This is a genomic window from Streptomyces sp. HUAS 15-9 (genome assembly GCF_025642155.1).
Classification (GTDB): Bacteria; Actinomycetota; Actinomycetes; order Streptomycetales; family Streptomycetaceae; genus Streptomyces.
In genome coordinates this window covers 146588-160153 of record NZ_CP106799.1, presented here as the reverse complement: position 1 = coordinate 160153, position 13566 = coordinate 146588, and the positions used below count along the sequence as shown (strand labels likewise).

Sequence of the window (13566 nt, the reverse complement as noted above, 5' to 3'; positions counted from 1 at the left end):
GGGACGGGAGACGGGACGACGATGCGATTCCATCTGATCGACAGGATCGAGACGCTCACCCCGCGCGAGACCATCACCGCGCGCAAGGTCACCTCGGTCGACGAGACGTACTGGCAGGCCACCCCGAACGGCCCGGCGCTGCCCTTCGGCCTCGCTCTGGAGGCCCTGTGCCAGGCGGCGACCTGGCTGATCATGATCAGCACCGACCACCGGCTGCGCGCGGCGCTGCTCGCGGTCGGCGAGGCCACCGCCCACCGGGACGTGGCCCCCGGAGAAGTGCTTCAGATGCACGCCACGATCGAGTCGATGACCGACGAGGCCGCCATCCTGGACGGCACCGTCACGGTCGACGGCGAGAGTGTCCTCGAGGCCACCGGCATCCTGTGCGCGCTCATCGACGCCGAGCGGCTCGACGACCCTGACAACACCAGGCGCATGGCGCACCAGCTGCAGGGCGGAGGGCCGGTGGGATGAAACGTGTAGTGATCACCGCGGTGGGAGCGGTCACCCCGCTCGGCAACGACGCCGAGACGACCTGGGAGGGCCTGGCCACCGGACGCAACGGAGTGGGCCGGCTGACCACCTTCGACGCCGAAGGGTTCTCGGTGCGCATCGCCGCACAGGTCAAGGACTTCGACGCGGCCAGGGCCATCCCGAAGCACATCGGGCGCAAACACCTTTCGCGCGTGGGCCAGTTCGGCGTCGCGGCCGCCTGGGAGGCGGTGCGCAAGGCGGGGCTCGACACCCTCTCCGAGGAGGTGTACGGCGCCGACGAGCGCGGCGTCGCCATGGGCGCCAGCGTCGGCCGGCCCGAACTGCAGACGCTGCTGGACATCGGTCATCTGCGCAGCAGCACCGGCAACCCGGACGCGTTCATCTGCATTCCGCCGGCCGTGACGCTGACTCACGACCAGAACGTGCCACTCGCCGCCATGACGCGGATGATCGGCGGCACCGGTCCGATGCTGGGCATCAGCACCGCCTGCTCCGGCTCCGGGCACGCCATCGGCGAGGCCTTCCGGGCCATCCAGGAGGGCGACGCCAAGGTCATGGTCGCCGGTGGGTACGACTCCCTGACCACCTGGCTCGACCTGCTCGGCTTCAGCCTCCTGGGCGCCCTGACCGACCAGCACAACGACGACCCCGAGCGCGCCTCGCGGCCCTTCGACGCCGACCGCAGCGGCTTCGTCATCGGCGAGGGCGCCGTCGCCGTCGTACTGGAGGAGCGGGAGGCCGCCGTCGAGCGCGGCGCCGAGATCCTCGCCGAGGTCCTCGGTTACGGCTCCACGCTCAACGCCTACCGCATCACCGACTCGCCGCCCGACGGCTCCGGCGCGATCCAGGCGATGGAGGGGGCCCTGCTGGACGCCGGCCTCGGCACCGGCGACATCGACTACGTGGTCGCGCACGGCACCAGCACCCACGGCAACGACCAGTCCGAGACGGTCGCCATCAAGAAGGTGTTCGGCGCCGACACCCAGAAGCTGGTGGTCAGCGCCCCCAAGTCCATGGCCGGGCACCTGACTTCGGCGAGCCTGGGCCTCGGCGTGCTGGCCGCGATCGGCGCCATGCGGTACTCGCTGGTGCCGCCCACCGTCAACCTGGAGCGCACCGCTCCCGGCCTCGACCTCGACTACGTGCCGCACACCGCGCGGAAGATGCCGGTGGGCACGGCCCTGATCAACGCGTTCGCCTTCGGCGGCAGCAACACCAGCATCGTCATCGGTGCGGCGCGGGAGGACGCATGAGTACGACCCAGGCGGCCACGAGTGCGGTCGTCCCCGTCTTCGATCGGATCGTGGAAGTCGAGCCGGGGCGCCGGGCCGTGGCCGTGCGCAATATCCCGAACACCCTTCCGTGCTTCGACCACCACTTCCCGCGTTTTCCCGTCCTTCCCGGGGTGCTGCTCCTGGAGAGCATGGCGGCCCTGGCGAAGGCCGCCGCCGGGGGCGAGCGGGCCTGGCGCCTGGCATCCGTCAGGGGCGTGCGCTTCAAGCACTTCGTCGGCCCCGGGGACCAGGTGCACATCACCGTCGAGGTGACGGGAGGCAACCGGCAGACGACCGAGGTACGGGCCACCGCCCGGGTCGGGGACCGGGTGGTCGCCACCGCTCGCTCCCTGGCGCTGGTGAGCGCCGACGAGCCCTGGGAGGGCACAGCATGAGCCACGACAGGCGACGCGTGATGGTGACCGGCATCGGCCTGATGACCGCGATCGGCCAGGGCGCCGCACCGACCTGGGAGAACCTGCTCGAGGGCCGCATCGGCATCGGCCCGCTGCGGTCCTACGACCCGGCACCGCTGAACACCCGCATCGGCGCCGAGATCCACGACTTCGACCCGACCCAATGGGCGAAGCGGCGCACCCTGCGCATGCTGTGCCGCGGCGACCAACTGGCCCTGGCCGCGGCCGTCCTGGCGCTGCGCGACGCCGGCCTGGAGGACGCGGGCGACCTCGGTCACCGCACGGGCCTGTTCCTCGGCAGCAACAAGGAAATGCCCCGCATGGACGAGCTGATCTCCCAGCTCCAGTCCGTGCGCTCCCCGGACGGCACCCCCGACCTGCACAAGCTGGGGCAGACCGCCTCCTCGGTGATCGCCCCGCTGTTCTTCGTCGAGGGCCTGCAGCCCGCGGCCGGCTTCCACATCTCCGAGAAGTTCGGCATCCGCGGCGCCAACGCCTACTTCGCCGGCACCGCCGACTCCGGCGCGATGGCGGTCGGCCGGGCCATGCGCACGGTGCGCCGCGGCGAGGCCGATGTGGTCGTGGCCGGCGGCTACGACGACGCCACCGGCTGGTGGGCGATGTCCAAGATGGACGGCATCGGCGTGCTCAGCGACCGCAGCGACCTGGGCAAGGAGGCCTTCCGGCCGTTCGACCGCGACCGCAGCGGCTCCGTCTTCGGCGAGGGCGCGGCCTTCCTCATCCTGGAGGAGCGCGAGCACGCCCTGGCCCGCGGCGCCCGCTGCTACGCCGAGGTCACCGGCTTCGGCTCCGGCAACGACTGCGTCCGCCCGCCCAGCCCGCAGCCCCGCGCCCGCGGGCTGTCCAGGGCGATCACCCGCGCGCTCGGCGACGCGGGCGGCTCCTTCCCCGACGGCAGCTACATCGCCGCGCACGGCTGCGCCACCCGCCAGGGCGACGCCAGCGAGACCATCGCCCTGCACGACGCGCTCGGTACGGCCGCCAAGGCCGCGCAGATCAGCAGCGTCAAGCCGCAGACCGGGCATCTGGTCGGCGGCGCCGGGGCGCTGAACGCCGCCGTGGCCGCGCTGACCCTCGACTCCGGTGTCGTACCCGCCACCTTGAACCTGCACAACCCCGCCGAGGAGTGCGACCTGGACTACGTCCCGCTCACCCCGCGCGAGACCCGGCCCGGCCATGCGCTGGCCGTCGCCCGTGGCCTGGAGGGCCAGGCGGTGGCCATCGCCATGGAGCGGACCTCATGACGGACATATCCGAGGACACATCCGAAAGGAGCGCGGACATGAGCCACGGCGAGCACGGCAACACCTCGCCGGATCGCGGCGCTCGGTCCCGGCGGGTCGTGGTCTGCGGTGTGGGCGCGGTGACCGCCCACGGCGACGGCGCCACGGCACTGTGGGAGGGCATACGGTCGGGCGAGGCGGCCATCACCCCGGTGCGCGCACTGCCCATGGAGGGCTGCGCCACCGAGATCGGCGGCGAAGTCCGTACCGAACGCCGTCCCGCCTACGACTACCTGGCCTCCTTCGGCGGCCGCGAACGCGAACCCGCCGTGGACTTCGCCCTGCTGGCGGCCGAAGAGGCACTGAACCAGGCGGGCCTGGCCGAGGTGCCCGCGGAGCGCTGGGGCGTGGCCCTCGGCTCCTGCATGGGCGGACTGCGCAGCGCCGAGAAACTGTCCCGGCGCGGTGCCGACGGCATCTCGCCCGAGGACGACGGGCGGCACAATCTGCTGGTCCCGCCGCAGGCCATCGCCGAGGCGGTGAGCAGTGCCTTCGGGCTCAAGGGCCCCTCGCTGTCGGTGAACACCGCCTGCGCCTCCGGCGCCCACGCCATCGCCCACGCCAGCGAGTCCATCCGCGCGGGCCGCGTCGACGCCATGCTCGTGGGCGGCAGCGACGCGTTCACGGAGACGGCGTTCGCCGGGTTCACCAGCCTGCAGTCGCTGTCGACCAGGCCCGCCGCGCCCTACTCCAGGGACCGCGACGGCCTCTCGCTCGGCGAGGGCGCCGGCATGCTGGTCCTCGCCGAGGAGTCGGTGGCCCGCGCCGCGGGCGCCCCGATCCTCGCCGAGGTCCTCGGCTACGGCCTGTCCGCCGACGGTTACCACGCCACCGCCCCGCACCCCAAGGGCGAGGGCGCGGCCCGCGCCATCCGCGCGGCGCTGGAGTCGGCCGGCATCGACCCCGAGGACGTGGCCTACATCAACGGCCACGGCACCGGCACGCCGAAGAACGACTCGGCCGAGAGCAACGCGGTGCGCTCCGCGCTCGGCGAGGCCGCCGAGAACACCGCGCTGAGCAGCTCCAAGTCCATGATCGGGCATCTGCTCGGGGCGGCCGGCGCGGTCGAGGCCATCGTCACCGTGCAGGCGCTGGTCGAGCAGATCGCGCCGCCCACCGCCAACTTCACCGAGGTGGACCCCAAGTGCGGCCTGGACGCGGTGCCCACCGCGCGGCCGCTGGCCATGCACACGGCGCTGTCGAACAACTTCGCCTTCGCCGGCGCCAACGCGTGCGTCGCCTTCGGCCGTCCCGGCCAGGAGCGCACCCCCGTGGAGGCGCCGGCCGACCCCGCCGACGACAAGGTCGTGATCACCGGGTATGCGGCGGTCACCTCGGCCGGCGAGGGCGCCGAGGCGCTGTGGCAGGCCTGGCGCGACGGACGGGTCCTCGGCGCCGACGAGGACGGACTGCACGTCGCCCGCGCCGACTTCGACCCGAAGGCGATCCCGCCGCGCGAGCGGCGCCGCATGGACCGGCTCGGCCAGCTCGCCGTGGCCACCTGCCGCGGCGCGCTGGAGCATGCCGGGATCACCGCCGACGAGCGGGTCGGCGTGGTCCTCGGCACCGGACTCGGCCCGATGCGCAGCATCGAGGAGTTCCTGCTGCCGGTCCTGGCCGGCTGCCCCGACCACGGCAGCCCGGCGATCTTCCCGAACACCGTCTTCAACGCCGCCGCCGGGCAGGTCTCCATGAACGTCGGCGCCAAGGGCCCGACGTCGACCGTCACCACCGGGCACGCGGCCGGGGCCTCCGCCCTGACCGTCGCCCACGACCTGCTGCTGCAGCACCGGGCGGAGGCCGTGCTGGTGCCCGCCGTCGAGGACCTCTCGCCGGGGGTGCTGGAGGCCTACCGCAGACTGCCGCTGTTCGACGACAGCGACTACACCCTCGCCGAGGCGGGCATCACCCTCGTCCTCGAACGCGAGTCGACCGCGCGGGCCCGCGGGGCGCGCATCCTGGCGGAGTTCGCCGGGCACGGCACCGCCTCCGACGCCCAGGGCGTCGGCCGCTGGGACCCGCAGGGTGGGGGAGTGGAGCGGGCCATGCGCCAGGCCCTCGACCACGCCGGGGTCACGGCCGCGGAACTGACCGGGATCTGGGCCAACGCGGCCGGCCTGAAGCGGGCCGACGCCCCCGAGGCGCTGGCCACCGACCGGCTCTCCACCCGGGCCACCGTGCACACCCCCAAGCGGATCGTCGGCGAACCCATCGGCGCGGGCGCCCAGTTGGCCGCCCTGCTCGCGGTCACCGGCTGGGAGCACGGCGTCGACGAAGGGCCCCAGCTCATCAACAGCTCCTCACTCGGCGGCACCCACATCAGCCTCGTCCTGCGTCCCGCTACGGAGAAGTGACATGCCCTCCAGCACCGACCGCCATGTGTCGATCCTCGCCACCGGCGCGTATCTGCCGGGCGAGCCGCTCGACAACGACGCCCTGGCCCGGGTGACCGGGCCGCTGCCCGACGACGTCCTGGAGGGCATCCAGGTCCAGCGCCGGCACTGGATGGTGGACCCGGACACCGGTGAACACCGCATCAGCACCTCGCAGATGGCTACCGCGGCGGCCCGCCAGGCCCTTCAGCGGGCGGGTGTCGAGGCCGACGAGATCGACCTGATCGTGGTGTCCACGGCCAGCCCCGACTATCTGCTGCCCGTCGCCGGAACGTACGTCCAGGAGCAGCTCGGTCTGGAGAGCGTCGCGGTGATCGAGGTCCGGGCCGGCTGCGTCGGCGCCGTCCAGGCCCTGGACATCGCGCGCCGCCAGCTCGCCGACGGCACCTACAGGACGGCGCTGGTGATCGGCGTGGAGGCCGTCTCCCCGCTGCTCGCCCCCGTCTTCCTGGGCCTCGACCCGCAGCGCGTGCGGATGCGCGACCGGCTCACCGTCTACACCTTCGGCGACGGCGCCGGCGCGGTGGTCCTGCGCGCCGGCGAGGAGGGCTCCGCGCACGAGGGCAGCAAGCAGGTCTTCGCCACCGCCTCCATGGGCGGCAAGCGCAAGCCCGGCATGCTCATCGTCGGCGGCGGCACCGACGTACCGCTGGCCGAACAGCAGCGCCGCAAGCGGCTGATGGACATCAAGCTCGACATCCCCGGCACCGCCACGTTCGGTCCCAGGGTCTTCGTGCGCGGCATTCACGACATGCTGGAGCGCTCCGGGCTCGCCCTCACGGACATCGACGCGTGCGTGCTGCCCGAGGGCAACGCCGAGTACTTCGCCAGCGAGTATGGCACCGCCGGGCTGTCCGAGGACGACCAGGCCACCCTCTCCAAGAACATCGTCGAGAACCTGACCGACGTGGGCGCCACCGGCTCCGCCGCGGTGCCGCTGGCGCTGGACGCCGGCTGGACCGAGGGCCGTATCCGCCCCGGTCACAAGGTGCTGCTGCTCGCCATCGAGGCCAGCCGCTACCTGTACGCGGGGCTCACCCTCACCTGGGAAGCACCGTTCCCCGGGAAGTGACGGCCCGTCGCGTCCCGTAGACCGTCACATCCCGAAAACCCTTCGACCATTAAGGACGGAACGTGTCGACACAGCAGACGGTGCAGACCGGTGAGAGCGTCGAGGAGCGCAACAAGAAGACCATCCGCTCGGTCTTCGACGTCTTCGTCAACAAGGGCGACTTCACCATCGTCGACAAGATCTACAGCCCCGACATGATCGACCACCAGCCGCTGCCGGGCGCCACCGAGGACCTGGACGGCGTCAAGTACACCATCGCCGCGCTGCGGGAAGGCTTCCCCGACCTGCACGTGACCATCGAGGACATGAGCGCCCACGCCAACTACGTGGTCATCCACAACACCTGGCGCGGCACCCACAAGGGCGAGTTCCTCGGTATCGCGCCCACCGGTCAGTTCATCGAGTTCATCGGCGTCGTGGTGTGGCGTCTGCTGGACAACGGGCAGATCGCGGAGCGCTGGGGCATCGGCGTGGAGTCCAACATGCTGGAGGTCCTCGGCATGCGCCGCTCGCCCCCGCGGCGCGCGGCGGCGCGCGGGCCGAGGCCCGCAGGAGCGCCAGGCCCGGCTCGGTCCTGGTGCCGCTGCTGCCCGGCAGGAGCGAGCGCTGGGCCGAGGTCCAGGCGGAGCTCGACACCTCGCGCCGGACGGCCTACGACGCCTCCCGTCGGCGCGTCGGCATCGTCCAGGAGTCCTTCGCCGTGCAGAACGTGGGCGGCCAGGACGTGGTGGTGCTCCAGGTGGAGTCCCGTGACCCGGCGCTGTCGGGGCGCAAGCTGCGCGATTCCGCGGACGAGTTCGACGTCTGGCTGCGCGCGGCGGCCGTCGAGGTGTTCGGCAGCGACCCGTGGGCCGCGCTCGCCGACGGCGGCGCTGCCGCGCAGGGCCACCACTGGTCCAACGTCACCAGCGAGCTCGTCGCCCGCTGATCGTCCGTCAAGTCTGCTGCTCGGTACGGGCATTGCCGAGCTGGGCTGCTGGCTTCCCGGATTATGTCAATGCTAGGATTTCTAACAATGGTAAGTGCCCGGGGGAGCAAGACCCGAACCGCCAGCCCTCCGAGGCCCGCACGGCTCAGGAAGGAACCGATTCATGCGGCAACGTAAGCTCGGCAGCCAGGGGCTCGCGGTCTCCGAGCAAGGCCTCGGATGCATGGGCATGACCTTCGCCTACGGCCCGGCCGACGAGGCCGAGGCCCTGCGCACCGCCCACCGGGCACTCGAACTGGGCGTGACCCTGCTGGACACCGCCGACTTCTACGGCCCGCACACCAACGAGGAGTTCGTCGGCCGGATCATCGCGGGCCGGCGCGACGACGTCGTCGTCTCCTCCAAGGTCGGCAACGAGGTCTCCCCCGAGGGCACCATCACCGGACAGATCAACGGCCGCCCCGAGTACATCCGGGCCACCGTCGAGGGCACCCTGCGCCGACTGGGCACCGACCGGCTCGACCTGTACTACCTGCACCGCGTCGACCCCGAGGTGCCCATCGAGGAGAGCATCGGCGCCCTCGCCGAGCTGGTGGCCGCCGGCAAGGTGCGCCACATCGGCATCTCCGAGGCCTCCGCGGCCACCATCCGCCGGGCCCACGCCGTCCACCCGCTCAGCGCCGTACAGACCGAGTACTCGCTGTCCACGCGCGACGTAGAGGTCAACGGCGTGCTGGAGACGGTCCGCGAGCTGGGCATCGGCTTCGTCGCCTACAGCCCGCTCGGCCGCGGCCTGCTGACCGGCCGCATCCGCAGCCTGGACACGCTGGCCGCCCATGACTTCCGCCGCATCGTCCCCCGCTTCCAGGAGGAGAACCTCGCGGCCAACCTCACCGTGGTCGAGCGCCTGGACGCCCTGGCCGCGGACAAGGGCGTCACCACCGGACAGCTCGCCCTCGCCTGGGTCCTCGCCCAGGGCGACGAGGTCATAGCCATTCCGGGCACCAAGCGCGTCGCCTACCTGGAGGAGAACGTCGCCGCCTCGGACGTCCGCCTGAGTGCGGCCGACCTCGCGGCGCTGGACGAGATCGCCCCGTACGGCAGCACCGTCGGGGACCGCTACCCCGCCAACTCCATGGCCACGCTCAACCGCTGACGCGGGCCGCGGAAGCGAAGGTGACTGAGGAGCAACCATGGTGAACATCACGATCATCGGCGGCGGGATGGCCGGCCTGACAGCAGCCATCGCCGCCGCCGAGCAGGGCGCCCGGGTCACCGTCCACGAGGCGCACTCCCAACTCGGCGGCCGCGCCCGCTCGGCCGAGGGGCCGTACGTCACCAACGACGGCCCGCACACCATCATGAACAACGGCGAGGCCTGGCAGTGGCTCATCTCGCGCGGTGTGGCCGGCCACTATGTGCGCCTGTCCTTCCACGAGTGGACCCGGATGCGCTTTCGCCACCAGGGCCGGCTGCGGATGACGCTGCCGCCCGGCTACATGCGCATGACCCTGCTCGACCGTGACCGGCCGGTCCCCACCGACCAGTCCTTCCAGGACTGGGCCTCGAAGATCTTCCCGCAGCAGACGGTCGACGAGGCCCTCGGCTTCCTCGGCCCGATCGTCTTCCACGGCGACCCGGGCACCCTGTCCGCGGCGTTCATCTGGGAGCGGCTGCTGCGCGTGGGCACCCCCAAGTTCCCGCTGCCCAGCCGGTACTTCATCGGCGGCTGGGGCACGGTCGTCGACCGCATGGCGCGCGTCGCCCGCCGGCACGGTGTGATCATCGAGACCAACTCCCGCATCACCGAACTGCCGGTCAGCGACGGCCCGGTGATCGTGGCGACCTCGCTGGCCGCCGCCCGCGGACTGCTCGGCGACAGCCAACTCGACTGGCCGAGCGGCACCGCCGCCCTGGTGGACATGGCCGTCACCCACTCCAAGAAGGACGGCAACGTCTCCTTCGACATGGACGAGGGCGGCTTCACCTCCCAGTACTCCGACCACGACCCCTCCCTCGCCCCCGAGGGCGAGGCGCTCTTCCAGGGCGCGATGCCGCTTCGGCCCGGCGAGAACAAGGCCCAGGCCATCGAGCGGCTGGAGGGGCTGTTCGACCTGACCACCCCCGGCTGGCGCGAGCGCATGCTGTGGCGCCGCGAGGGCGTCTCCCGCGGCCGCACCGGAGCCGTCGACTACCCCGGACACACCTGGCGGGACCGGCCCGCCATCGACCGGGGCGACGGCGTGTACCTGATCGGCGACAGCGTCGCCGCCCCGGGCATCCTCGCCGAGACCTCCATCAACAGCGGTCTGATGGCCGCCGAACTCGCCGTACGGACACGGCCGGTGAGCGCACCGCGCCCCGCCGTCCTCGGCATGTGACCACGCCGACCACAACAACCGACCTCATATCCGACTACTTGTCCCACCCGACCCCGTAAGAGGGGGTGCACCCATGCGAATCACGCTGTCCATGCGCGACACCCCGGACTGGCAGGTCGCCGCCGACCTCGTCCAGGACGTGTTCGCCGCTCAGTACGACGCTCGCATCCGGCCCAACCCGGACGCGTTCCTCGCCTACTTCGAGACCGCAGAGGACGAGACGGAATCCGCCCTCGCCTGCGCGGGACTGTCCTTCCCCGAGCAGGAGGGCATCCTGCTGGAGCGCTACCTCGACGCCCCCGTCGAGCAGATCATCGCCGATGAACTGGGCTCTGAGGTCGCGCGCGAGCAGATCCTCCAGATAGGCAACATCGCCTCCGTCCGCGCCAGCGCCGGCGGCGAGATCATCAAGGCCCTGCCCCTGGTGATGGCCTGCCTGGGCCGCCCGTACGCGGTGATGACCATGACCGGCCGGCTGGCCATGCTGATGCAGCACCTCGGCGTGGTCTTCCACCCGCTCGTCGACGCCTCCCGCGACCGCCTCTCGCCCGAGGAGGCGGCCCTGTGGGGCTCCTACTACGACACCCGGCCGGTCGTCGGCTGGGCCGAGGCGGCCGCGCAGAGCACCCTGCTGCTCGCCGCGATCGGCCGCTACTGCTTCGAATCGGTCGACATGCGGTTCGTCGGCAACCGCCCCGAGCAGAAGGTGCTGACCCGTGCCGCGTGACACCGAGACCGTGAGCCTTGCCGCCGGACTGCTCGCGCGGGCGGACAGCGACGACGTCATGGTGCGCGTGCTGTCCGCCGACGGCGGCCCCGCCACCGACTTCGGCTACCGCGACCTCATCGGCGCGGCCCTCGTCCTCGCCGCCCGGCTGAGCGAGTGGGAGCGGGAGCACGGGCGCCCCGCCCGCGTCGGGCTGCTCGCCGAGAACTCGCCCGAGTGGGTCGCCGCCGACCTCGCCCTGCTGTTCGCCTCCGCCGTGGAGATCCCGGTCCCCACCGCGTTCGCCGCCGAACAGGCCGCCTCCCTCTTCGAGACGGCCGACCTGTGCCTGGTCGACGCCGCAGGCGCCCACGCCCTGGAGCGCTGGACCAAGGACCGCGAGGGCGGCGTACTGCCCGAGGGCTGCCCGGTGACCGAGATCGACCTGGCCGCCCTGCGGGCCGCCGCGCCCGCCACCGCACCGACGTGGCCGGTGCCCGCCGAGGACGCCATCGTCAAGGTCATCCACACCTCCGGCACCACCTCCGCCCCCAAGGGCGTACAGATCCGCCGGCACGGCATGGACGCCCTGCTGACCTCGCTGCGCGCCCGTACCGGCACCGCCCTGTTCGAGCGCTATCTGTCCATCGTCCCGCTGAGCCTGCTCATCGAGCAGGTCGCCGGGCTCTACATGCCGTTCCTCGCGGGCGGTTCGGTCACCTTCATGCCGCCCGGCACCGCGCTGGTCGGCACCGCCGCCGACGCCGCGCCCCGCATGCTCGAACTGCTGCGCAGGGCCCGGCCCACCGCCCTGGTCATCCCGCCCACCGTCGCCGGGCTGTTCCTCGCCCTGTGCGACCAGCGGCCCGAGGAGAACGTGACCGAGCGGCACCTGCGGATCTTCGGCCACGAGGGCCCGGTCTTCGTCGCCTGCGGCGGCGCCCCGGTGCCCGCCGAGATCCTCCAGCGCCTGCACGACTTCGGCCTCACCGTCCACGAGGGCTACGGGCTGAGCGAGAACTCCTCGGTGGTCTCCTGGAACTTCCCCGGCGAGGTCCGCTTCGGCACCGTCGGCCGCCCCCTGGACCATGTCGAGGTGGAGCTGGCCGAGGACGGCGAACTGCTCATCCGCAGCAGCTCGCTGTTCGCCGGCTACACCCGCGAGGACCCCTCCAGCGTCGTCGTCGACGAGCAGGGCTGGCTGCACACCGGCGACCTCGCCGAGCTCGACGACGACGGCTATCTGCGCATCACCGGCCGCAAGAAGAGCCTGGTGATCACCGCGGGCGGGCGCAACGTCTCGCCCGAGTGGGTCGAGGCCCGCTACCGCGAACTGGGCTTCGTCCGCGAGGCGGCCATCGTCGCCGACGGACTCGAGGCGGTGCACGGCCTGTTCGTCGTCGAGGCGGGACTCGACCACGACACCGCCCGCCGCCGGATCGAGGAGTTCGGCCGGGAGCGGCTCTCCGACATCGAGCGCGCCGCGGTGATCCGCCTGATGTCCGAGGACGACCCCGACTACGCCCGCTGCTTCACCGTCACCGGCCGCCCGCGTCGGGACGTCATCCGCGCCCATGTGCTCGGCGGCGCCCCCGGTGCGGCCGCCGGTGACACCCGTATCAAGGAGAAGGCATGACCACCGCCTCGCACACCGCCCTGAAGACCAGTCCCTACGGCACCGGCAGCGGCCTGCTGGTGGAACCCGCCGCCGGCACCGCCCTGGACGCCATCGACTCCGCCAAGCTGCTCGAACTCCTCAAGCAGGCGGGCTTCCTGCTGCTGCGCGGCTTCGACACCGACATGACGTCGTTCACCGCGCTGGTGCAGAACACCTCCACCTCCACCACCCTCGACCCCGCCCGCGACTTCTACTCCGACGTCGCGCAGAAGGTCGACGCCGGCCTCGACGAGGTCGGCCTGCACACCGAGAACGGCAACAGCCCCTTCCGCTCCCACCTGGCCTGGTTCTTCTGCGAGAAGGCCGCCACCTCCGGCTCCCAGACCACCGTCTGCGACGGCTACCGCGTCTGGGAGGCCCTGTCCCCGGCCGCGCGCGAGGCGTTCTCCGCGCAGGACATCGTCTACAGCCGGTACGTCTCCGAGCCCCAGTGGCGCGGCATGGCCCACCACCTGATGGGCCGTACCAAGCCCGCCGAGGAGATCCAGATCTCCGAACTGCTCGCCCTGACCGGCACGTTGAAGGGCACCGAGATCGTGCCCGAGGCCGACGGCGGCATCCGCTACTCGTACACCACCCCGGCCGCCGACTCCACCGTCTTCGGTACGCGCCCGTCCTTCGCCAACAGCATCCTCGGCCCCTCCTTCAACTACGAGAAGCCGAAGATCACCTTCGCGGACGGCACCGAGTTCTCCCCGGAGCTGCTCGCCGAGGTCGAGGCCGTCACCGCCGCCCTGACCGAGAACCTCGACTGGCAGCACGGCGACGTCGCCGTCATCGACAACACCCGGGTCATGCACGGCCGCCGCGCCATCACCGACCCGGACCGCACCATCTACAACGCCCTCAGCTACATCGCCGTACCCGCCGCCGCCTGACGCGGCGCGCCGGGCCGCCGGACGCGCACCCCGCCCGGGGG

The 13566-nt window shown here is 72.1% G+C and carries 12 protein-coding genes and 1 pseudogene; all 13 read left to right on the top strand.

Features of this window, described 5'->3' with window-relative positions; translation table 11 throughout:
• The first annotated feature begins 21 nt into the window (after positions 1-21).
• The 13 genes and pseudogenes from N8I87_RS42985 to N8I87_RS42925 all read left to right on the top strand — a co-directional run bounded on the left by N8I87_RS42985 (position 22) and on the right by N8I87_RS42925 (position 13525).
• Complete coding sequence (locus tag N8I87_RS42985; RefSeq protein WP_263217268.1) at positions 22-474, top strand: hotdog family protein; 453 nt, start codon at positions 22-24, stop codon at positions 472-474.
• On the top strand, positions 471-1748 hold the full coding sequence (locus tag N8I87_RS42980; RefSeq protein WP_263217266.1) for a beta-ketoacyl-[acyl-carrier-protein] synthase family protein: 1278 nt from the start codon (positions 471-473) through the stop codon (positions 1746-1748). Before N8I87_RS42985 ends, N8I87_RS42980 begins: the two co-directional genes overlap by 4 nt.
• Positions 1745-2164 (top strand): 3-hydroxyacyl-ACP dehydratase FabZ family protein, encoded by a 420-nt coding sequence (locus tag N8I87_RS42975; protein ID WP_263217264.1) that lies wholly within the window; start codon positions 1745-1747, stop codon positions 2162-2164. Before N8I87_RS42980 ends, N8I87_RS42975 begins: the two co-directional genes overlap by 4 nt.
• Complete coding sequence (locus N8I87_RS42970) at positions 2161-3450, top strand: beta-ketoacyl-[acyl-carrier-protein] synthase family protein (protein ID WP_263217263.1); 1290 nt, start codon at positions 2161-2163, stop codon at positions 3448-3450. The genes N8I87_RS42975 and N8I87_RS42970 overlap by 4 nt, the downstream gene beginning before the upstream one ends.
• Positions 3451-3488: 38 nt before the next feature.
• Complete coding sequence (locus N8I87_RS42965) at positions 3489-5843, top strand: beta-ketoacyl-[acyl-carrier-protein] synthase family protein (protein WP_263217262.1); 2355 nt, start codon at positions 3489-3491, stop codon at positions 5841-5843.
• A 1-nt stretch (position 5844) separates the two neighbouring features.
• Positions 5845-6954 (top strand): 3-oxoacyl-ACP synthase III family protein, encoded by a 1110-nt coding sequence (locus tag N8I87_RS42960; RefSeq protein ID WP_263217260.1) that lies wholly within the window; start codon positions 5845-5847, stop codon positions 6952-6954.
• A gap of 62 nt (positions 6955-7016) precedes the next feature.
• Positions 7017-7361: pseudogene (locus N8I87_RS42955) on the top strand (ester cyclase); the annotation flags it as partial.
• A 170-nt stretch (positions 7362-7531) separates the two neighbouring features.
• A complete protein-coding gene (locus tag N8I87_RS42950; RefSeq protein WP_263217404.1) occupies positions 7532-7882 on the top strand; it encodes a hypothetical protein in 351 nt (116 codons plus the stop codon).
• Between the two features lie 163 nt (positions 7883-8045).
• Positions 8046-9038, top strand: coding sequence for an aldo/keto reductase (locus tag N8I87_RS42945; protein WP_263217258.1), 993 nt, complete (start codon positions 8046-8048; stop codon positions 9036-9038).
• 37 nt (positions 9039-9075) lie between these two features.
• Positions 9076-10263 (top strand): FAD-dependent oxidoreductase, encoded by a 1188-nt coding sequence (locus tag N8I87_RS42940; protein ID WP_263217257.1) that lies wholly within the window; start codon positions 9076-9078, stop codon positions 10261-10263.
• Positions 10264-10336: 73 nt separating this feature from the next.
• Positions 10337-10990, top strand: a complete 654-nt coding sequence (locus tag N8I87_RS42935) for a thermostable hemolysin (RefSeq protein WP_263217256.1) — start codon at positions 10337-10339, stop codon at positions 10988-10990.
• Positions 10980-12605, top strand: a complete 1626-nt coding sequence (locus N8I87_RS42930; protein WP_263217255.1) for an AMP-binding protein — start codon at positions 10980-10982, stop codon at positions 12603-12605. The genes N8I87_RS42935 and N8I87_RS42930 overlap by 11 nt, the downstream gene beginning before the upstream one ends.
• A complete protein-coding gene (locus N8I87_RS42925) occupies positions 12602-13525 on the top strand; it encodes a TauD/TfdA family dioxygenase (protein WP_263217254.1) in 924 nt (307 codons plus the stop codon). Before N8I87_RS42930 ends, N8I87_RS42925 begins: the two co-directional genes overlap by 4 nt.
• The last annotated feature ends 41 nt before the right edge of the window (positions 13526-13566 follow it).

Excerpts from the sequence above, each read along its gene's own strand:
- N8I87_RS42985 (WP_263217268.1), top strand. The coding sequence starts at position 22 with ATGCGATTCCATCTGATCGACAGGATCGAGACGCTCACCCCGCGCGAG.
- N8I87_RS42980 (WP_263217266.1), top strand. The coding sequence starts at position 471 with ATGAAACGTGTAGTGATCACCGCGGTGGGAGCGGTCACCCCGCTCGGC.
- N8I87_RS42975 (WP_263217264.1), top strand. The coding sequence starts at position 1,745 with ATGAGTACGACCCAGGCGGCCACGAGTGCGGTCGTCCCCGTCTTCGAT.
- N8I87_RS42970 (WP_263217263.1), top strand. The coding sequence starts at position 2,161 with ATGAGCCACGACAGGCGACGCGTGATGGTGACCGGCATCGGCCTGATG.
- N8I87_RS42965 (WP_263217262.1), top strand. The coding sequence starts at position 3,489 with ATGAGCCACGGCGAGCACGGCAACACCTCGCCGGATCGCGGCGCTCGG.
- N8I87_RS42960 (WP_263217260.1), top strand. The coding sequence starts at position 5,845 with ATGCCCTCCAGCACCGACCGCCATGTGTCGATCCTCGCCACCGGCGCG.
- N8I87_RS42945 (WP_263217258.1), top strand. The coding sequence starts at position 8,046 with ATGCGGCAACGTAAGCTCGGCAGCCAGGGGCTCGCGGTCTCCGAGCAA.
- N8I87_RS42940 (WP_263217257.1), top strand. The coding sequence starts at position 9,076 with ATGGTGAACATCACGATCATCGGCGGCGGGATGGCCGGCCTGACAGCA.
- N8I87_RS42935 (WP_263217256.1), top strand. The coding sequence starts at position 10,337 with ATGCGAATCACGCTGTCCATGCGCGACACCCCGGACTGGCAGGTCGCC.
- N8I87_RS42925 (WP_263217254.1), top strand. The coding sequence starts at position 12,602 with ATGACCACCGCCTCGCACACCGCCCTGAAGACCAGTCCCTACGGCACC.